Source organism: Shewanella sp. MMG014, from assembly GCF_018100775.1.
GTDB lineage: Bacteria > Pseudomonadota > Gammaproteobacteria > Enterobacterales > Shewanellaceae > Shewanella > Shewanella japonica.
The window spans coordinates 220,373-241,930 of record NZ_JAGJDZ010000004.1 but is presented as its reverse complement, the minus strand read 5'-3'; the positions used below and the strand labels follow the sequence as shown (position 1 = coordinate 241,930).

The following is a 21,558-nucleotide window of genomic DNA, read 5'->3' as shown; positions in this document are numbered from 1 at the left end:
AGTTTACTTGCTTAATTGCCCCTGTTGCAGGGGCAAGAAGTACCAGCGACATATACTCAATATCCATAACCACATAGTGACAATGCTGCACCAGAATAAAATGGATAGCCACCAAATATCAGGTTTCGGCGATTGGGACACTATCGCCTGAAATAATTCACCATCTGAAATCGGGTTTAAGCCTAAGCTCTCTCGCCAACATTCATGAGCTAAAATGCTGCCATGAATGAGCACAATAACAAAGCTCAACACCAGTGGTAAGAACAAGCGAATCCTTCGCTCAATAGCACACTCTATAAAGCAAAAAGTCGCAGCTAATAAACCAAAGTAAATGTAGATAGACACAGCTTTGATGTGTAAATGAAACACATTAAGCGGAAATAAGCCCGTTGCAGCTAAAGCAATAAACGTCACGATGAGTGAAAACCAAAAGAGTCCGCTGGAAATACGTCGACTTAACTGTAAGCCAAATAAACAACTCATTGTCAGGCTTAAACTACCAAAAAACAGCCCTCCGTTGATCCATAACGCACTAGAAGAACGATTGTAGGTGCCGAGTTCACTGATAGAAAATTGCAGTAAACTGTATTGATCGCCAAATTGAATATATTCCATCAATACCGATAAACTAATACCAAGAAAAAGGCCAAGCAACCCTAGCAAACCAAACAGGTAAGCTAATCTGGCGATTTTTTCTCGTTTACTTAATATCACAACAGTCAAATTTCCTTATATGGTTTGCTTTATCATACTGAATCTACATTGATAAAACCGCTATGCACATCTAATGTTTAGTAACTCATTCATATGACGACAACAGTACTCTGCTATGTACAATCGAACAAAGCACCTTAATAATTGTAATAACAAAGACCAAAACACACAACAACAACCAACTAACATTATGATTACAAACAAATTATTACGTGCATTTATTGCCAAACCCTATAGAATATAGATAAGCAAAATAACTCAATAACTATTCGCCAAAGTGAATAGTTTTACATAGACTAGATAAGCAGGTACCCTTGCCTCGCTTTATTACTTCTGAATGGACATTCAGCATTTTTCCCACTGGACGGTTAGACACAATCAGCCAAGCTTATTTGGCCAGTTGCAAAGGCATATAAAAAGTGACTCAAGAAAAACAAAAATACAACATTAAGACAATATTGACCTTTGTCATACCGTCACTGCTAGGCTTGTTATTATTCATGACGCCTATCAGTTATAACGGCGCCATTACGATTCCAATTGCTATTGTTTCCAAAGCAGTGCAAAGCCATTTTGCCGACGTATTGCCTTTATTGGTAACTTGTATTGTCGTGTTTATGGCTATCATTTCGGTAATCAGTAAATTACTTAAGCCTAAGTTGGTGTTAGAAAAGCCTTTTCTTAATACCCTTCTCAATGTGTCACCTTTTTGGTTAGTTGTTCGTATTTTAGGTGCAATATTCATTGTATTAACTTATTTAGAGATTGGCTCCGAAGTTATCTATTCTGCAGATACTGGTGCATTAGTCCTTAATGACTTGCTACCTGTATTATTTTCTGTGTTCATTTTCGCAGGTATGTTGCTGCCGTTATTATTAAATTTTGGTTTGCTCGAGTTTTTCGGAACCATGCTGACTAAATTAATGCGTCCTATCTTTAACTTACCTGGCAGAAGTGCAATCGACTGTATGGCATCATGGCTAGGTGATGGTAGTGTCGGCATTTTAATGACCAACAAACAATATGAAACACGCCTATATACTGAGCGTGAAGCCGCTGTCATCGGTACAACCTTTTCTGCTGTTTCGATTACCTTTAGCTTAGTCGTTATCTCTCAAGTCAAACTTGAACACCTTTTTGTACCGTTTTATTTAACAGTATGTTTAGCAGGTTTTGTCGCTGCTGTAGTGGTTCCTAAGTTACCCCCACTGTCATGGAAAAAAGATTTATACATAGATAACACACCTCGTCATCCTGATGATGAAATGATCCCTAAAGGTCATGGGGTTATGTCGTGGGGATTTGAGCAAGCAATCAATAAAGCATCTCGTGCTGGCGGCGTTAAACATGTACTGCGTGAAGGCGTAAAAAATGTCGTGGATATGGTGTTCGGTATTATCCCAGTAGTAATGGCCATTGGTACTATTGCCCTTATACTTGCAGAAAACACACCTATTTTTGAATACTTAGGTATGCCGTTTATTCCACTGTTAGAACTACTGCAAATTCCGGAAGCTGATGTCGCATCAACCACAATCGTAGTCGGCTTTGCTGATATGTTCTTGCCATCTATTTTAGCAAGCTCTATTGAATCTGATTTAACGCGTTTTGTGATTGCGGCTTTGTCAGTCACACAATTAATCTACATGAGTGAAGTCGGTGCGTTATTAATTGGTAGCAAAATTCCAGTTAACTTCTTTGAGTTATTTGTAGTATTCATTCTACGTACACTCGTTACACTGCCTGTCATTGCACTTTGTGCTCATTTACTCATCTAGTGTAAATCAGTAAACTCATTGAGTAATTTATTTTACTCAACATTAAAAAGGAGCTGAATGCTCCTTTTTTAATGCGTTATTTTTAATCAGGTTGGTTCTTATAACAACTGACTTATATTGGCAATCAAATACAGATAGCGTATTCTTAAGTGGTTATTTGAATGGTGAAATTAACCCTTCCTTCCCTATTCAATTTAAATCGAGTGACAATCTAGGTAACATTTTATGGATGAAAGAAGACAATACACTCGCACATTGTTTGCCGCGACAGCCACCCTCAGTTTTAACGATAAAACCTATCGTACCAATATATTAGATCTCAGTATTAATGGCGCATTAGTATCAGAGCCAGAAGCCTTATCCCTCACGTTAGGACAAAAAATTGGCTTAAGCTTTTTACTGCCTGAATCTGATATCGTCCTGAATATGGATACTGTACTCGTGCATCATAAAAGCCAACAACTTGGGCTAGAGTGTCAGCACATTGACCTTGATAGCATTAGCCATTTAAAAAGAATCATAGAGTTGAACATTGGTGATGCTGAGTTATTGCACAGAGAATTAGCACAGTTACTGCATCTAGATTAAGCATCCCTATGTGTAGGTAGACACCCAATGCATCAAGTTATCAAGAATCAACTTATCGATGCTTAATCTAGCTGTGACTCAATGTCAGTTATAGCCACCAGCTTGAATCGATAGGTTTTTCGCTAAGATAATCTTGGTTTTCTAAATGAATAATTGTTCGCTGGGGTAATTTCGCCTTTAAAATAGCGTCACTATAATATTTTAAAAATAACTCCTGAAACGATAAGTCTACAATGGCTCTTTGTAAGCCCTTCTCAATCCGCTCCGCCAACTCTGGATTCTGTTTATTCACAAACACATACATAGGCAAATGATAAACAAGTGCTAAGTTAGGTTCGATAATGAGATCGGGCAAATCAGGGCCTAGCCTTTTCTTTTCAGCCCAAATCTCGCTCACCCCTCTTGGGAAGTAATCGAAACGCTTCGCTTGTAACATACGATACAAACTTTTCGCGGTGCCAACTTCCTGCGTTGGCAACTCGTTATGGCGTAAAACGTCTAAATCAGCCCAATGTGAGCCAAAGCCAGCAACAAATGAATGACTTAGCTGATTTGCACTGTTAACTTGCTTAAATTTATCTTGATTATCTTGATGAATATACAGTAACCGATACCCTAATAAGCCTTGCAACAATGGGACTTTTATGGGAATAAACATCTTTTCACGTTGCTTACTTGAAGCAAGAAAAGCGACATTGACTTCGCCTTGCTCCAGCATCTTTAAACCGCGACCAGGGGTAACTTGCTCGGTAAACTGTACTCTAGCTTCAGGGTATTCAGCAGCCGTTTTATCCAATGCCATTTTTAATAATTCGATATGGTACTGAAAGTGAAACTCATTTTGATATAAGCGCAAAACTTGAGGAGTGGACTCTTTAGCGAACAGACTTGTTGAGAAGACACACCACAATAATAAACTGACTTTAAATCGAATAAACACTGCTATATTCCATTTTAAATGTGATGAGATTGAGTGAATGAGGCTTAACGTTACAAATAAAGAAAGATTATACCTTTGTTAATTTTAAACTTTCTAGCTTTTTCCGATTAAACCGTTCAACGCTATTGTCAACTCATGCTGACAATAGCGTAAGCGATAAAACCAACTAATTAATTAACTCAAGTAATTCATGAATGGTTTTAATCGGATGAATTTTAGCGCCTAAACCTTCCATCGATTTATGATAATTACGATGCGGAATAAACACCTCTGTAAAGCCATGTTGTACCGCCTCTTTAACACGCGGTACACCGCTGTCGATTGGCCTAACATCACCGTTTAAACTGAGTTCGCCCATAATGCATGTGGTTCTTGGTACCACAAAATCATTCAAGCTACTTAAGAGTGCTGTCACCAGTGCTAAATCAATACAGGTTTCTGACTCATCAATTTTTAACCCACCGACTAAATTAAAATAAGTATCGTGATAAATTTTGGTTTTAGTGTGTTTACGTAATACGCCAGTGAGCATTTTAATTCGGTTCATATTTAAACCGACACAGACTCGCTGAGGAAATTCGCCTTCTGTTTCAGTTGTTAGGCATTGAATCTCAAGTAAAAGGTTGCGATTTCCCTTTCGAATACAGGTAATGGCAGCCCCAGGGGAATTGGTTGTAGACCCAGATAAGAAGATTTCACTCGGATTATCAACACTTATCATGCCACGTTCGGTCATTTTGAAAATACCCACGGTATCAACATCACCGAATCGGTTTTTATTCGCACGTAGGGTTCTGATTTGACCATCATTACATTCAATATGAGTCAAACAATCTACAATGTGAATCAGTGTTTGCGGCCCAGCTGTTTCATTATTTTTATTGACGTGAGCCACTAAAAACATGGTCACATTATTTTGCTTACAATACTGTGTTAAGGCTTGGGCACTGCTTTTAACCTGTGAAGGCGAACCTGGACTGCCATTCGCCGCTTCTGACACAACAGCTTGTATCGAATCAATCACAGCAAATTTAACTTTTTTGGCTTCAAGTTCTGCAATAATCGCTTCGACACTGGTTTCAGCCATTAAATACAAGTTATCTTCGTTATAATTAAGCTTCAACCGATTAACTCGGTTCTTAAATTGGGATAACGACTCTTCAGCAGTACAATAGAGTGATGGCATACTTTGAGACATTCTTGCAATCAGATCTGACAATAATGTGGTCTTACCCGCGCCTGGATCGCCTGAAATAATATTGACAGAGCCGGTCGTGAGCCCCCCACATAACACTCGATCTAATTCACCAATACCCGTTAATTTTTTCTCGGCTTCAAACTCTTCAACTTCACCGAGCTTCTTTGAACCTCCACCAACAGAGCCTGCGTAACCCGCCACTGAGTTTGCTGTAGATTTAACTGCTGCAATACGCACTTCAGAAATCGTATTCCACTCCTGACATGCACTACATTGCCCTTGCCATCGTGGAAAATCTTGCCCACATTCATTACATACAAACGCTGTTTTATTTTTTGCCATGCTTCAATGTCATTTCGTTTAGAGTTAACCAATTTGATAATGAATGAATTATCAATTCATTTATAATATATTTTAATGATTATCTTACTTGCTTTAACAGGCACATAATTTAAATTTATATAAAGTAAGCTTACTTTAGGCCGATAAGATTAACAGTCAGGCTTATATTTATCACCTATATCTCGTATCTAAACTGAAAAGAGCTAATGAGCATAGAAGACCATAGTCAGCTAATAGAACAACTCAAGCCACTATTAATGGAGCCCGACTTCAAAGAGGTCTTTGAAAAACTCACCATCGATGAGTCTAACTCTACTCGCTTTTTAGTTAAAATGGAGCTCAACCGCCTTTCAGCCAGTTGCACCCGAATTATTGATTTACGAGATAAATCTGAACTTCAATGTGAAGAAGTGACCGTTGCTAAACAGCGTCATTTTCTTGATGAGCCCGCTAAACTTTCCCTTGTTCAAGCTCTTGGACTATACCGTAATAAATATACTGTTGGCGTATACGAGCATGTCCTGAGCCAACACAAAGTTCGCAAAGAAAGCCTTCGCAAAACAGAACAAGAACCCACTGAAGAGTTATCTGAACTCATCGTCCCTGGTGTTGTATTAGGGAGTTACTTCAGTCGCAGCGAAGAGAGAATGAATTATTCCATTCGTATTTCTGCATCACAAGATGGCGGCGGCGAAGTCTTAGGTGCCAGTTTAGATTTGTCCGTGGGTGGCGCTAGAGTTCGTTTACCCGCCAAACATCGCTTTGACCAAGATAAACCACTCAGAGTAAAACTACTTGAGCTTAATGAAGAGTTCTTTTTCGAAGATTTACAACATGGTGTAGATTATCAAATTGTTGATATACAAAATAAAGATGACAGCGCCATCATGCGCCTTAAACGTCTTGGTGATAGCAAAGAATTAGACAAACTACTCAGTCAGCTCATTCGCGGTTACAAGTTTCGCTACAAAGTTGATGTCAATGATGTCATCGTCAATGCCACCGGCTTAGGGTTTGAGCGTCACTATTTACCTATGTTGTCACACATGCCGCTGTATCTGTCTGTTGAAAATGGGAAGCCATTTATCAGTCATCAGTTACTCAGTCGTGGCAACCAGCCTATATTGCAGTATTTTATTGACGAAAACGAAGTTAACCAATTACCTAACTTCCTCACCAATAATCGATTAGTTAACTTAATCAAGTCGCCTGATAAAGCAGATCACAGTCTATTCTTTTGTTTTACCCATAGTAATAAAGGCATTACTCAGTATTTTTCAGCCACCTTACATGAACTAAAAAAGCATCAGGCTATGCAGCTGTTTTTCGGTTTTGGGGCCTCTAAATCCAGCTGGCGAATTTTTAAAGTATGCCAACAAAAGGTAGATCATAAGCTTAATTATAAAACCTCGACATTGCCTGGTGATGAACAGCAATACTCAGCGTTAACAGAGCAACAACTGGCTCGTTTTGCCTATACATTACAGCTTATAGACTTAACAAATGAAGATATTAGACCAAACTATCGAGCTTGGTTTAATGAAGGCGATAACGTCAATCAACTTAAAATCTTTAATCAAAAGAAACTGACTAAAAATACGATAAAAAGATTATCAATGCCTTTCAGCGAGCGTAGACGAGAAGCACGCTTTGCCTTTAAAACCATTATAGAAATTGAGCATAATGGTAAGAAGTCTCGAGGTATTTCCCATGATATCTCATCACGTGGTATCCAGTTTACCTTAGAGGATGATACTCAGTTTAGCAGTGCTACAGATGTCATATTGAGTTTTCCTAAATTGCAGGAAATCGCTGGAAAAATGCAATTAAGCCAACTGCCATATCGACTTATTCGTGCCCGTACTCAAGGTAATAAAAAACAGCAAACTTTACATTTATCTGCATTAATCGGTCATGAACCTCACCAAGGAGTAGAGTTTCTCAATAAACTAATCAACCATAACCGAGATAAATTTGAGCAGCTTTCAGAAGATGAGGGCGAGCTAAAAGAACTGGCTGATGGGATGAAAAACTTATTGCTTCGACAATTAGTCAGTGTGCCTTACTTTGTTGAAAAAACGAAAAAATCAGCTCAATTAGCCTGCATTGGAATTGGCACCAAAACCGACGATATTAGTCATTTATTTGCAGCGGGCTCAACTACACCACTCAGCTTCAACCTCACGCCATTGTTTAATGAAACCGAGTTTAAACAGCTCATTATTGATCCTGTCAGATCAATGAAGCCCATAGACGGCATGCAGTACTTTGAGGTTTTTCTGCAGATATCAAGGCAAGGTCGAGGAGCAATTAACATTCAATCACAGTTTGTCAGTGATTTTAGCCATCGCAGTGCACAAATAAAATTTATTAGTCATGCACAAGCTGTAGGCAAGTTTATGGCATTGAGGATTTATTTGGGCGCAACAGAAAAACCCGATATGAGCTATATTCGCCGTGAAATGGAATACATTACTATCCATGCCAGCCATAGAGCTAAAGCCTTAGAGGAACGTTTGTGGCGAATTATTGGTAGTGGTGAACTGTTAGATATTACAGCAGAAGTCGAAGTCAGGTTTCCAGAGCTGCATTTACTAGAAGATTAACCGTCAAAACCCGCCTATCACAAGCATAATAACGTTATGAGTTTATAGGCGCTTTTACTATTTTGTTTAAAATCGATTATACCAATCACTCACTAATGGAAAGTGATCCAAAACAGCCACTTTATCAGTCAGCATTCCTCCATGAGTATAGTCACGCTTAAAACCTTTTCGTTTTGACAAGAGTGTATAATCAGCGTTTTCTAAACCACACTCAAGCATCATGTCTTTTACGTCTCTAGGGTTTCCTAGTACGTAATCTTTTTGAGCAGCGATAAACCAGGTTTTCGGCCAGCTGATACCTTTAACCGCTTCGGAATAATCGAAGTGATCTTCAGCGTCTACCCAATCACCACCTACCCAGTCAATCGTCTGTAATAATGATTGCCTGCTTTCATTATCCATCCCTATGCGGTATTTATCTGCCGCTAAGTAACCTTGATATTGCGTCATTAATGGAGCAAGTCTGTTCCAAAATACATCCACCATCATCGTTTTTCTTAATGATTTAACTTTAATGGTTCGCTTGGTACCAAAAGTCACAAATGAGGCAACCTCAGGGCGTAATGACTCAAACCGTATATAACAGCTCGCCATTAATACGCCCCCCCATGAATGAGCGCACCAATGCACTTTACCCGCGCCAGATTGGGATAGGATAAATTGATGAGCTAAAGGGATTTGCTCCAAAATCACCTCTGTTTGTCCCAGAGAATATGCAGCATTAATTCTAGGCTCACTCAAGCCTCTTCCTGCAGTATCAAGTACATAAACATCATAGCCCTGCTCTGCCAAATAACAGGCAAGACCTCGCCCTGATGGACTATAAAAAACCCGTCCGTTCGACATCGCGCCGTGAAGCATCAGTATAGGTTCTCGTGAAGTAATTGGCATAGAGGGCTTGATATGTCGAAGGTGTAACTTGCCATCACGATATGGCAGAAAGTGAGATTCTTGCTTCATTGGTATTGGTAAGTTTTATCAGCAGAAAGGAATATACCTAGGTTAAACAGCTTAAATGTTAACTTCAAGTTAATTAGAGTAAAAAATCTAATCAATAATATAAGCGACGGTTCAGTGCTTTCTATACGCCAACAAAAACCGCATTACTGCTTAACAGTAATGCGGTTTTAAAATTAACTACCTCACCTGGTTAACCTCCAGCTAAGCAGGCTACCCTAGTGGCGAGTTAACCTTGAAGGTGGAATACTAAACAGCGCAAATCTAATCGCTGTATACTCGCATTTGATGCTGCTAATAACTTAGGTTTAGCATGGAACGCAATACCATAATCTGCCGCCTTAACCATTGGAATATCATTGGCTCCATCACCAATAGCCACTCGTTGACCTGCAGCTATTTGCCATTTAGCAGCGCTTTTATCTATCACATCGGCTTTAAATTGCGCATCGACAACCTCACCAGTCACCTCTCCTATTAGCTTTCCATCTTCGATGACTAACTCATTAGCATAGGCAGCATCTAACCCCAGTAAGTCTTTTAAGTGGCCAACAAACGGCGTAAATCCACCTGATGCTAGCACTAGCTTCCAGTCATTAGGCTTTAATTCAGCCACAATAGACTCAAGTCCAGGCATTAGCGGTAAATCCTGACAAAGCTGATTAATAATACTGTCACTCGCCCCTGCAAGCTTGCTTACTCGAAGACGAAGACTTTCTTCAAAATCAAGTTCACCTTGCATTGCTCTTTCTGTGACTTCTGAAACAGCTTCACCAACTCCAGCCATCGCGGCCAATTCATCAATACACTCAATTTGAATCGCAGTCGAGTCCATATCCATCACCAATAAGCCCGGTTTAAATATACTCGGCAATGCTTGTGTGACTTCAAATAGCTCGGCATTACTGTCAATAGGAAAGCATTCAATTAATTGCGCTAACCGAGAGGATGAAGCGATCTCAAACCCTTTCAGCTCGTTATGGCGCATTAACACAGCCACCGAACAATCCTGATTAAGATGATTCAACCACGAAGACACAGCATCAAAATCTACCTCATCAAAAATGACCCGAAACCGATGCGGTTGTTTAACTTGGATATTATTGAGAAATTCGTCTTCAAAGTAGCGAGTTAAGCTAAAATCACCATGAGAAAAAGAGCCATCTTCCCCTGAAAATAACCAGGTTAGAGCATTAGAGTTTTTCTGACTTTCCATCGACTGCATTTCCTCAATGATTGCGACTATCTACAATTAAATATTTCGATTAGTATTAATTAAATAGAAAAAACACCAAGGATTAAAGTGATTTTTGTTAAAGGTCTTAAGAAAAGTCAAAAAATCAGCAGATTAATTCAAATCGTAATTGCGATAATCTTGTTAATTGGGCTAACTCATTTATGGAAATCTAGCCTCAACAACGGGCAACAATTGCTCAATTCGCAAACGCAGATTATGGCAAGACTATTGGCCCAACAAGCGGCAAATGGTGCGGCGCCAGCGATGTTTTTACAAAATGATGAACAGCTACAGTGGCTTGCAAATGCCCTCATTGATGACCCTAAAGTCATGTCCGTCCACATTTATGATGCTCAAGGCGTTAGGCTTGCTTTCGCTCAATCGGTCAGCGAAGAAGCATTTGATGCCGATGATGAAGAACTTAAAGAGTTACTCTCGCCTTATCCGCCAATGATTGAAAATGTACTCCAAGGGGACAACAACCTAGGCTACATTGAAGTACGGGTAAACTTGCGAATATTCTTCGACGAAATCAAAACCTTGTATCAAGAAAATATGAAGCTACAACAAACCATGTTAATTGTGGCTGGAATTATAGGCTTGCTTCTCTCTCGCGCCCTGTCATTTAAACGAGCTGACTTTGACCGACGTAAAACCCGAGCTAAACAAGGAAGAAAGAACAGTCATTTATTACAGCTTAATCAAAGTGACTCTGTCGATGGTATAGATGATGACATGGATGATGGTATGGATAGCAGAGAAGTTCTAAAAGACCACATCCCCTCAGATGAACATGCAGAACTCAGTGATACTGAATTGGCCGAAATTGAATATCAAGAGTTAACAGATATGAATCAAGGTAGCCAAACGATTACTGATACGAAAAATAAAGGTGCCAAAGCGCAAGCCTCTAAATCGCCTAAAGCCTCTAAATCACCGAAAGCGTCTAACTCATCTAGCGCGGCTAAATCAAGAGAAGAGCAGAAAGATAAAGCCGAGCCAAAGTAAGCTATTTGGCTTTATCTTAACTCTTTTAAACAACAAAAAAGGGATAACATCACTGTTATCCCTTTTTATCAAACTTTAAAATAAATTAAAGTGTGATAGCAGCATCTAATGTCATCACAATCATATCGTTGAACGTAGTTTGACGCTCATCTGATGATGTTTTTTCACCGGTTCTGATGTGGTCAGAAACAGTAACAACACATAACGCTTTAGCGCCTAATTCGTGTGCAACACCGTAAAGACCGGCAGCTTCCATTTCGACACCTAATACACCCATTTTTTCCATTGTATCGAACATTGAAGGATCTGGAGTGTAGAATAAATCTGCAGAGAAAACATTACCAACACGGATTTTAGTACCGTGTGTTTTAGCTGATTCAATAACAGCATTCATTAATCCGTAGTCCGCGATAGCTGCGAAGTCTTGGCCTTTAAAACGAAGACGGTTAGCTTGTGAATCAGTACATGCACCCATACCAATAATCACGTCACGAACTTTAACGTCTGTGCTGATTGCACCACAAGTACCAACACGAATAAGGTTTTTAACACCGTATTCTTTGATTAGCTCGTGAGCATAAATTGAACATGAAGGAATACCCATACCTGAACCCATAACAGAGATACGAGTCCCTTTATAAGTACCAGTAAAACCGAACATGTTACGAACGTCAGTCACTTGCTCAACATTTTCTAAGAACGTTTCAGCAATGTATTTTGCACGTAATGGATCGCCTGGAAATAAAACTGTTTCGCCAAAAGCACCTTCAACAGCATTAATATGTGGTGTAGCCATGAAAAACCCCTATATTTTTATATTAAATCTTTAATATGAGTAATTAAGTCATCCCCTTAATTACTCAGTGCGATTCTACTATATTTATTAACAAAATAGCGTTAGAAGATAATAATCTTTTATTGTTAAATGAAAGATTTACCATATTCCATCGGCTCAAGTTCAAAGTAACTAGCAATTGACTGACCAATATCAGCAAAACTGTTACGACGACCGAGTGAGCCAGCAGCTAAACCTGCCCCCATAGCTAATACAGGCACACGTTCACGAGTATGATCTGTTCCCTGCCAGCTTGGGTCACAACCATGATCGGCTGTGAACACGATTAAATCTTCTGGATTTAACAGTGCTAATAATTCAGGTAAACGTTGGTCAAAATACTCTAACGCTTTGGCATAACCCGCGATATCACGGCGATGACCATAGTGAGAGTCAAAATCAACGAAGTTGGTAAACACTATGGTGTTATCACCCGCTTGTTTAACTTGCTCAAGTGTCGCATCAAATAGCGCCTCAAGGCCTGTCGCTTTCACTTTTTGAGTAATACCGCAATGAGCGTAAATGTCTGCAATCTTACCAACGCTAACCACTTCACCACCTGCAGCAGCTAATTTATCTAGCACGGTTTTTGAAGGTGGCTCAACAGCGTAGTCGCGACGATTACCTGTACGTGCAAAATCATCAGGACCAGTACCAACAAATGGGCGGGCGATCACTCGGCCAATATTATAAGGCTCAAGCTCTTCACGAGTAATTTCACATAAACGGTATAGGTTCTCTAAACCGAACGTTTCTTCATGACAGGCAATTTGAAATACCGAGTCAGCTGAAGTATAGAAAATAGGCTTACCGGAGCGCATATGCTCTTCACCAAGCTGTTCAAGAATGGTAGTACCTGATGCATGACAATTACCTAAAAACTCAGTTAAACCTGCACGAGCCAAGATTTTATCAGTCAATTCTTGTGGGAATGAGTTTTCTAAATCAGAAAAATAGCCCCACTCATAAAGAACCGGTACACCTGCCATTTCCCAATGACCGCTCGGCGTATCTTTACCTGAACTTAGTTCGTCTGCATGGCCATAAGCGCCGATGAGCTCAACGTTATCACCGAAGCCATCAGCAAATTTACCTGTACTTTCGAAACCTGCATGGCCTAAGCCCAACTTTGCTAAGTTAGGTAATTTTAGTGGACCTTGACGGCCAATATCTGCTTTACCTTCTGCACATGCTTTTGCAATATGGCCAAAGGTGTCTGAACCGACATCGCCAAATTTATCAGCATCAGTTGCAGCACCAACACCAAATGAATCCAGCATCATAATAAATGTACGTTTCATATTTGAGCTCCTTATAAATCCGATGCGCGGATATAGCGATAAATTTCAGGCGTTTTTTCTGGCGCCGAATCTTTAATATGTATCGCTTGTTGTACCGCGGCAGAAGCTTCTTCAAATGCCGCTTCTGATTGAGCATGTATCATAGCAATAGGTTTATCTTGAGTAATCTCATCACCTAAAGCACAGACATCGGTTAATCCGACACTGTAATCTAATTTATCACCTGGCTTTCTGCGTCCGCCACCTAAAGTAACAACAGCTAAGCCGAGCTCTCGAGTATCCATGCTGTGCGCAAAGCCTTGTTGGCTGGCAAAAACAGGACGGATAATCGATGCATGAGGTAAATAGTTATCGAATGACTCAATGAAGTCAGCCGGACCACCAAGACCTGACACCATACGGCCAAAAATCTCAGCGGCTTTCCCATTATCAAGTACAGCATTAAGTTTAGTACGAGCTTCAGCATCATTTTGGGCAATGCCACCTAACACTAGCATTTCCGCACATAAGCCCATAGTCACTTCATATAGACGCGGATTACGATATTTACCAGTGAGGAAATTAATCGCTTCACGAACTTCGACAGCATTACCTGCACATGAGGCTAGTACTTGGTTCATGTCAGTGAGTAATGCAGTGGTTTTAGTCCCCGCGCCATTAGCAACAGCAGTAATACTTCGAGCTAACTCTTCGGATGCTTCGTAAGTTGGCATAAACGCACCACTACCGACTTTGACATCCATCGCTAGTGCATCAAGGCCCGCAGCGAGTTTCTTTGAAAGAATAGAAGCAGTAATCAAAGAAATAGACTCGACTGTCGCTGTATTGTCTCGAATAGAATAAAAGCGCTTATCAGCTGGGACTAAATCACCTGTTTGGCCAATGATGGCGACACCAGCTTCTTTCACTACTTTACGGAAGAGTTCACTTGAAGGTTCGGTTTGATAACCAGGAATTGCATCAAACTTATCGAGAGTACCACCAGTATGGCCTAAACCACGACCGGAAATCATTGGCACATAACCGCCGCAAGCCGCAGCCATAGGGCCAAGCATCAGACTGATAACATCACCGACTCCGCCAGTACTGTGCTTATCAATAATCGGTCCGTTTAGCGATAACGAATCCCAATTAAGTACTGTGCCAGAGTCACGCATGCCTGTGGTCAGTGCAATACGTTCATCCATGTTCATATCTTGAAAATAAACTGCCATGCCGAATGCAGCAATTTGTCCTTCAGAAACAGTATTTTGGGTAATACCGTCTACAAAGAATTGAATTTCAGCAGAACTAAGTGCTTCACCATTACGTTTTTTACGAATAATTTCTTGAGCGAGAAACATAACATTTCCTCCAATGAAACCCTTTTATTCATACTTAAAATCAAGAGTTTCACCTTAACAAGATGGCACCAAATAAATAATGCAATGTTACTTGGTGCTATCAATTAAAACCGTTAAGACGTCTAACTAAGCAAATCGACCTGCTTAGTATCCTTGTTTACCTTGAGGAGCATCAGCAAGATCTAGAGTGTGAAGTAAGCTAGTTAATAAGCTTGATGCACCAAAACGGAAGCTAGCTGGAGAAATCCACTCTGCACCTAAAATACGCTCTGCCACGCCTAAGAACTCAGCTGTTTGTGCAGCATCGCGCACACCACCTGCAGGCTTAAAGCCAACATTACGGTTTTTCTCACTGATAACTGTCAGCATAATTTCTGCTGCTTCCAATGTCGCATTAACAGGAACTTTACCCGTTGAAGTTTTAATGAAGTCGGCACCAGCATCAATCGATAACTCAGAAGCTTTACGGATTAACGCAGGATCTTTAAGCTCGCCTGATTCGATAATCACTTTTAAGATCGCTTCATCACCACACGCTTCTTTACATGCTTTAACGAGCTCAAAACCTAAAGACTCGTTACCAGCCATTAATGAACGGTATGGGAAAACCACATCAACTTCGTCTGCGCCATAAGCAACAGCAGCACGAGTTTCTAATACTGCAATAGCAATATCATCATTACCGTGTGGGAAGTTCGTTACGGTAGCGATTTTGATATCTTCGCAATCTAACTCATTCAATGTTTTACGAGCAATTGGAATAAAACGCGGATAAATACAAATGGCAGCAGTATGGCCAGCAGCAGTATTCGCTTTGTGGCATAAATCAATGACTTTTTGATCAGTATCATCGTCATTTAATGTGGTTAAATCCATTAATGAGATACCAAGTTGTGCTGCTTTTTTTAAATCACTCATGTTTGCTCTCCGAAACAAAAACCTAATAAAAATCTTGTTTTGGCAATGCATAAAGCTGGCAGTTGATTGATGTAGAGGCCGGGCCTTCGAGCATTGCCAGTAAATTAATTGATAAGTTACTGAACTAAGTATTCAATCTGATAACGAGTACCACGACTTGAATCCTTGAAGACCGGAAGAGGTGAAACAAAGAATAATTGTTTCATCCATTCCGCGAAAATTCCCTTTTAGCGCGCAAATCAATCCAAACATTTGATACCGAACCACTAGTATATTAGTTCACTATTTTAAATTGTTTGGACTTTAATATTTATCTAAATACATTCTAACAAATTTTTGTATGTACTTAAGTAAATACTAACATATTTTGCAATAAATTTGGAGCCACATAATGTGGCTCCAAAGCTTACAAATTAGATTAGAACTTGTAAGTAGCTGTTAGGTAGTGAGCCCAACCAGTTGTTTCTAGACCAACAATACCAGCACCATCTTCAAGAAGGTATACATCTTTGTAGCCTTTTAGGCCGTAACCAAGTGCGTAGTTATCTGAATGCCAGTGTAGACCGAAGTATGCTGCACCACCATTGCTAGACATTGGAACGAACTCATCGCCGTACTCATCATCAGCACCAAATTGGTAATCAACATAACCTTGGAACGCTACGAAAGTACCGTTATCGAAGTTATGAACAGGCTTGAACCAGTTAGCAGAGAACTGGTAACCATTCCAATCTTTACCATTCATGTCGTAGTGAGCGTATAAGTTCATGCCAGTTTTACCTAACCATGGAACCATAACGTCAGCACCTAAACCCCAGAAAGAAGAGTTTACGTCTTCACCAATTGCTCCACCACCCCAGTTGAATAGAGTAGAGAAGTACACTTCTTGGATAGGACCAACTGAAAGGTCAAGACCAGTAATTGCATCTAAAGAGAAACGAGGTGCAAACTTCATGAACATACGGCTTTCACCGTAGCCTTTGTCACCAGAATCTTGAGTGAATAAGTTGAATACGTCTACGTAACCGTATAAATCAACAACACCAGCGCGGCCGCCAAATTCCATTTCTAAGTAATCGTGGCCACTTTCGCCAGCACTTGGTAATTCGTCAAATGCGTACATTGCATTGAACTGCATCCAGCTGTAATCACCAGAACGGATATCTTCACCACGGTCAGCAGCCATTGCAGGTGCAGACATAGCAGCGATAGTTGTAGCAGCTAAAGCTAAAGTTTTAACGTTTTTCATTATCAACCCCATTGATATATTTATTTTACCACCTTCGTGGGTGGCGATTTTTATAAACGTTTGCATTGTACATAGATTGGATAAAAGCTCAATATTATTTGGCAAAAATACGAATACTTAATCCCAAAATGTGAACAATATCTCTACTTTCTACTAACAACTTAGAACATTTATGACTAATAAACTGTATTTTTTGAGTAAAGTAATATAAAAAACTGGTGATTTAACAAAGCAAGTCATATGCCAGCCAATGGGCTAGCGAGATTAAACTTCAATTAACTTAGGTAAAAAAACCTAAAAAAAAGCTGCTATTACCGAGGTAACAACAGCCTTCATTTACTCAACTCAAGGTCGTCTTAGACAATTAAATCGCTAAGAATAAACCAGCTAGAGTCGCACTCATTAAGTTAGCTAAAGAACCGGCAATAACAGCACGGATACCTAGTCTAGCTAAGTCATGGCGACGGCTAGGAGCCATTGCACCTAAACCACCTAATAGAATTGCAATAGAAGATAAGTTAGCAAAACCACATAATGCGAATGAGATAATCGCTTTGGTTCTGTCAGTCATCATCATGCCTGTTTCTGCTACTACTTGGTAACCTTCAGCTGATGCATCTAGTAAGTAAGGAGCAAAGTTAAGGTATGCTACGAATTCGTTAACAACAATCTTTTGACCGATGAAAGAACCAGCAACTAATGCTTCGTTCCAAGGTACACCGATTAAGAATGCTAATGGCATGAAGATGTAACCTAAGATTAGCTCTAAAGTAATGCCTTCAAGACCGAACCAACCTGTTACACCACCGATGATACCGTTGATCATTGCAATCAAACCAACGAAAGCAATCAACATTGCACCAACGTTAAGTGCTAAGTGCATACCAGATGAAGCACCTGCAGCAGCCGCGTCTAACACGTTTGCAGGCTTGTCAGGATCTTCTGGAAGATCTGACATTTCGTTTTTAGCTTCTTCAGTTTCAGGATGCATTAGCTTAGCCATCATAAGACCACCTGGAGCAGCCATGAATGATGCTGCAACTAAGTACTCAATCGGTACACCCATTTGCGCGTAACCAGCTAATACTGAACCCGCGATTGATGCTAAACCACCAACCATGATTGCGAATAATTCAGAGTTAGTCATTGTCGCGATGAAAGGACGTACAACTAAAGGAGCTTCAGTTTGACCAACGAAGATGTTAGCCGTTGCAGACATAGACTCTGTACGGCTAGTGCCTAATGCTTTTTGTAAACCACCACCGATAATACGGATGATCCACTGCATGATGCCCAAGTAGTAAAGAACTGCAATTAAAGAAGAGAAGAATACGATAACCGGAAGTACGTTTACCGCGAAGATGAAACCAACTTTAAATTGGGCTAAGTCGCCAAATAAGAAGTTAATACCATTTTGAGCGTAACCAATTACGCTAGATACTGCGTCAGAAACACCTTTTAAAATGTCTTTACCAACTGGAACGTATAAAACAAAACCAGCAAAGAATGCTTGAATTGCTAAAGCGCCACCAACAGTACGAACATTAATAGCTTTTCTGTTGTTTGATAGTGCATAACCGATTGCTAGTATGGTAACCACCCCAACTAGACTCATTAGTATATCCATTAATCATCACCCTTATTTATGTTAACGATTTGTATAATTGTTGTTAACTCACCTATTTTCCGTTAATGATTATAACTGAGGAGCAGATGAAAATCGTGGATTAGATCATACTTTTAGAGTTTAATTTCAGGATCTTATGAAACATTAATATTTATTAATAACCATGTTTAAAAAAAAATTACGACAGCTCAAACAGTTGGGAGAAGTTTTTATTCAATCGTTCTAATATAAAAACAGTTGTTTTTTTCTGTAAATTTGCGATCTCAGAGGCCACATTTGGCAAAATAAGCGGAGTATTTCGTTTTTCGGTTGCATTATAGGGGGTCATGCTAGGCGAGTCTGTTTCAATTATGAAATGTTTAATATCCAATTCAGTGATCGTTTTTCTTAACTTTTTGGCTTTTGGGTTGAGTAATAAGCCACCAATACCCAATTTATAACCTAGTTCAATATATCGACTTGCCAACTCTGGCGCACCGTAAAAACCATGAATAACGCCCCCTTTGGGATTAGGGAATCGGTTTAATAATGACAATAACTCTTGGTGACATTTGACTCCATGAAGAATCACTGGATACTCCATATTAATTGCAATTTTTAATTGTCCAGATAATAGCTGTTGCTGTCTATCAAAGTCTGGTTTTAGCTTATCTAATCCGCACTCACCAACGGCTACAAGTCTGTCATTTGCCGCATATTTGGCGAGCATATTCTCCAGTGATACGAGTGATGCGTTAACGTCTTCGGGAACATACCAAGGGTGAATACCCAAAGCAAAATAGCAATGATATTGCTGTGCTATCGCTAATTGATTTTCCCAATGCTGTTCACTAATCGCAGGGATTAAAGCCGAGTTTATTCCTTTTAATGCCATAGCATTAAATAATTCAGCCCTGTCATGATCAAAGTCAGCAAGATCTAAATGTGCATGAGAATCAATCATGTATATCTCTCCCTTTGACTAAAATCATTGATACATCAGGTTATTATTAATCGTCGGTGTTAAGTTTAACCTACCAAAAACGGCTTAAAGGATACTGAATGCTAAAAGCTTATCGCACACAAATAATGGAATAGTCGATGCTGATAAGAATTTCTTGCTCCAAAATATACTGATTATTCCGTTTATACAAACCGATTTATTTGGTCTTTTTGGGCATAAAAAAAGGCGGAAAATCCGCCTTTAATATTCATCAATACCGACTCTTTAGAGTTTATGGATTAATTTTCTCGTGTTTTGGCAAACTCAACATCTGGGTAGCGTTCCATTGATAAGTTCAGATTTACCATAGTAGGTGCGATATACGTTAAGTTATCGCCACCATCTAGTGCTAAGTTTGCACTGCACTTACGGCGGAACTCTTCTAACTTACGCTCGTCTTTACAATAAACCCAACGGGCTGTCGACACACTAATGCCTTCATAAATCGCTTCTACGTTGTACTCGCTCTTAAGACGGCCTACAACCACTTCAAACTGCAGCACACCAACAGCGCCAACAATAAGGTCATTGGTATCAAGCGGTCTAAATACCTGCACAGCGCCTTCTTCAGCTAGCTGCACTAAACCTTTAAGCAATTGCTTTTGCTTCAGCGGATCTTTTAAGCGAATACGGCGGAACATTTCAGGTGCGAAGTTAGGAATACCCGTAAACTTAAGCTTCTCACCTTGTGAGAAGGTATCACCAATTTGAATAGTACCGTGGTTATGTAACCCGATAATATCACCAGGGTATGCTTCTTCTACTTGCTCACGGTCACCCGCAACAAAGGTTAACGCATCAGAAATGCGCACATCTTTTCCGGCACGAACATGGTGCATTTTCATGCCTTTCTGATATTTACCAGAAACAATACGCATAAACGCAACACGGTCACGATGTTTAGGGTCCATGTTAGCTTGAATTTTAAATACAAAGCCGCTGAACTTTTCATTTTCAGCATGGATATCGCCCATCTCCGTTGCACGAGGTTGTGGCTTAGGAGCCCACTCTGTTAGACCATCAAGTACATGATCAACACCAAAGTTACCTAATGCAGTACCAAAAAAGACCGGTGAAAGTTCACCTTTCAAAAAAGGCTCAAGTTCAAACTCATGTGAAGCACCAATAACCAGCTCTAACTCTTCACGTAATTGCTCAGCCAGCTCACTACCAACGGCTTCATCTAAATCTGGATTTTCAAGCCCTTTAACGATACGGACTTCTTGAATCGTATGACCTTGACCAGATTGATAAAGCACAGTTTCATCACGCAGAATATGGTAAACACCTTTAAAGGATTTACCACAACCAATTGGCCAAGTAATTGGAGCACAGGCAATTTTCAGCTCATTTTCTACTTCGTCCATCACTTCCATAGGATCGCGAATATCACGGTCACATTTGTTCATGAAAGTGACAATCGGCGTGTCACGAAGTCGAGTAACTTCCATCAGTTTACGTGTTCTATCTTCGACACCTTTAGCTGAGTCAATGACCATTAAACATGAATCAACTGCTGTTAAGGTACGATAGGTATCTTCCGAAAAGTCTTCATGACCAGGTGTATCAAGAAGATTGACTAAGCAATCACTATAAGGAAACTGCATCACAGACGTCGTGATAGAAATACCACGATCTTTTTCCATTTCCATCCAGTCAGACTTTGCGTGCTGCTTTGAACCACGACCTTTTACTGTACCTGCAGTTTGGATAGCTTGTCCGAATAAAAGAACTTTCTCGGTGATAGTCGTTTTACCGGCATCGGGATGCGAAATAATCGCGAAGGTACGACGTTTATCGACCTCGACTGTGTGAGCTGACATGAGTTACTTTGCCCTAGCATAAATAAAATGGCGCAAATTATAGCGTTTCCGAGGATAGTTGGCTAGGTAAAGTCTTGAGTATTGGTGAGTCAAAACCAAAAGCTGATTGACA

General features: G+C 39.9%; 17 protein-coding genes. 4 read left to right on the top strand and 13 right to left on the bottom strand.

Annotated features, from left to right (window positions below; genetic code table 11):
• Nucleotides 1-3: 3 nt before the first annotated feature.
• Nucleotides 4-714 (bottom strand): hypothetical protein, encoded by a 711-nt coding sequence (locus tag J8L86_RS08585; protein ID WP_065108644.1) that lies wholly within the window; start codon nucleotides 712-714, stop codon nucleotides 4-6.
• 419 nt (nucleotides 715-1,133) lie between these two features.
• Here J8L86_RS08585 and J8L86_RS08580 point away from each other — a divergent pair, with 419 nt between their 5' ends.
• Nucleotides 1,134-2,492, top strand: coding sequence for a YjiH family protein (locus J8L86_RS08580; RefSeq protein WP_065108645.1), 1,359 nt, complete (start codon nucleotides 1,134-1,136; stop codon nucleotides 2,490-2,492).
• Nucleotides 2,493-2,717: 225 nt separating this feature from the next.
• The gene (locus tag J8L86_RS08575; RefSeq protein ID WP_055023732.1) at nucleotides 2,718-3,080 is read left to right on the top strand and encodes a PilZ domain-containing protein; all 363 of its coding nucleotides are present in this window, start codon (nucleotides 2,718-2,720) and stop codon (nucleotides 3,078-3,080) included.
• An 88-nt stretch (nucleotides 3,081-3,168) separates the two neighbouring features.
• On the opposite strand, the gene J8L86_RS08570 is transcribed toward J8L86_RS08575, so the two are convergent.
• Both J8L86_RS08570 and radA read right to left on the bottom strand, forming a co-directional pair.
• The gene (locus tag J8L86_RS08570) at nucleotides 3,169-4,020 is read right to left on the bottom strand and encodes a transporter substrate-binding domain-containing protein (protein ID WP_211029901.1); all 852 of its coding nucleotides are present in this window, start codon (nucleotides 4,018-4,020) and stop codon (nucleotides 3,169-3,171) included.
• 166 nt (nucleotides 4,021-4,186) lie between these two features.
• On the bottom strand, nucleotides 4,187-5,560 hold the full coding sequence (radA, locus tag J8L86_RS08565; protein WP_065108647.1) for a DNA repair protein RadA: 1,374 nt from the start codon (nucleotides 5,558-5,560) through the stop codon (nucleotides 4,187-4,189).
• 206 nt (nucleotides 5,561-5,766) lie between these two features.
• Between radA and J8L86_RS08560 the strand changes: the two genes are divergently transcribed.
• A complete protein-coding gene (locus tag J8L86_RS08560) occupies nucleotides 5,767-8,166 on the top strand; it encodes a PilZ domain-containing protein (protein ID WP_211029899.1) in 2,400 nt (799 codons plus the stop codon).
• Between the two features lie 66 nt (nucleotides 8,167-8,232).
• Here J8L86_RS08560 and J8L86_RS08555 read toward each other — a convergent pair whose 3' ends face one another.
• Nucleotides 8,233-9,126, bottom strand: a complete 894-nt coding sequence (locus J8L86_RS08555; RefSeq protein ID WP_211029880.1) for an alpha/beta hydrolase — start codon at nucleotides 9,124-9,126, stop codon at nucleotides 8,233-8,235.
• A 226-nt stretch (nucleotides 9,127-9,352) separates the two neighbouring features.
• On the bottom strand, nucleotides 9,353-10,339 hold the full coding sequence (gene serB, locus J8L86_RS08550; protein ID WP_065108650.1) for a phosphoserine phosphatase SerB: 987 nt from the start codon (nucleotides 10,337-10,339) through the stop codon (nucleotides 9,353-9,355).
• A gap of 87 nt (nucleotides 10,340-10,426) precedes the next feature.
• Between serB and J8L86_RS08545 the strand changes: the two genes are divergently transcribed.
• Nucleotides 10,427-11,368: an AhpA/YtjB family protein gene (locus tag J8L86_RS08545; RefSeq protein ID WP_082972232.1), complete on the top strand. Its 942-nt coding sequence runs from the start codon at nucleotides 10,427-10,429 to the stop codon at nucleotides 11,366-11,368.
• Between the two features lie 85 nt (nucleotides 11,369-11,453).
• On the opposite strand, the gene deoD is transcribed toward J8L86_RS08545, so the two are convergent.
• The 8 genes from deoD to prfC all read right to left on the bottom strand — a co-directional run bounded on the left by deoD (nucleotide 11,454) and on the right by prfC (nucleotide 21,446).
• Nucleotides 11,454-12,164: a purine-nucleoside phosphorylase gene (gene deoD, locus J8L86_RS08540; RefSeq protein ID WP_055023726.1), complete on the bottom strand. Its 711-nt coding sequence runs from the start codon at nucleotides 12,162-12,164 to the stop codon at nucleotides 11,454-11,456.
• A gap of 125 nt (nucleotides 12,165-12,289) precedes the next feature.
• The gene (locus tag J8L86_RS08535) at nucleotides 12,290-13,504 is read right to left on the bottom strand and encodes a phosphopentomutase (protein ID WP_065108651.1); all 1,215 of its coding nucleotides are present in this window, start codon (nucleotides 13,502-13,504) and stop codon (nucleotides 12,290-12,292) included.
• 11 nt (nucleotides 13,505-13,515) lie between these two features.
• The gene (gene deoA / locus J8L86_RS08530; protein WP_211029878.1) at nucleotides 13,516-14,847 is read right to left on the bottom strand and encodes a thymidine phosphorylase; all 1,332 of its coding nucleotides are present in this window, start codon (nucleotides 14,845-14,847) and stop codon (nucleotides 13,516-13,518) included.
• 144 nt (nucleotides 14,848-14,991) lie between these two features.
• Complete coding sequence (gene deoC, locus J8L86_RS08525) at nucleotides 14,992-15,765, bottom strand: deoxyribose-phosphate aldolase (RefSeq protein WP_055023723.1); 774 nt, start codon at nucleotides 15,763-15,765, stop codon at nucleotides 14,992-14,994.
• Between the two features lie 418 nt (nucleotides 15,766-16,183).
• Entirely contained in the window at nucleotides 16,184-17,014 is an 831-nt protein-coding gene (locus tag J8L86_RS08520) for an outer membrane protein OmpK (protein ID WP_055023722.1), read from the bottom strand.
• Nucleotides 17,015-17,378: 364 nt separating this feature from the next.
• Nucleotides 17,379-18,641 carry a NupC/NupG family nucleoside CNT transporter gene (locus tag J8L86_RS08515; RefSeq protein WP_065108653.1) on the bottom strand — a complete coding sequence of 421 codons (1,263 nt, stop codon included), beginning with the start codon at nucleotides 18,639-18,641 and terminating at the stop codon, nucleotides 17,379-17,381.
• A 178-nt stretch (nucleotides 18,642-18,819) separates the two neighbouring features.
• Nucleotides 18,820-19,584 carry a TatD family hydrolase gene (locus tag J8L86_RS08510; protein WP_211029876.1) on the bottom strand — a complete coding sequence of 255 codons (765 nt, stop codon included), beginning with the start codon at nucleotides 19,582-19,584 and terminating at the stop codon, nucleotides 18,820-18,822.
• Nucleotides 19,585-19,862: 278 nt separating this feature from the next.
• Nucleotides 19,863-21,446, bottom strand: a complete 1,584-nt coding sequence (prfC, locus tag J8L86_RS08505) for a peptide chain release factor 3 (RefSeq protein ID WP_055023719.1) — start codon at nucleotides 21,444-21,446, stop codon at nucleotides 19,863-19,865.
• Between the last annotated feature and the right edge of the window lie 112 nt (nucleotides 21,447-21,558).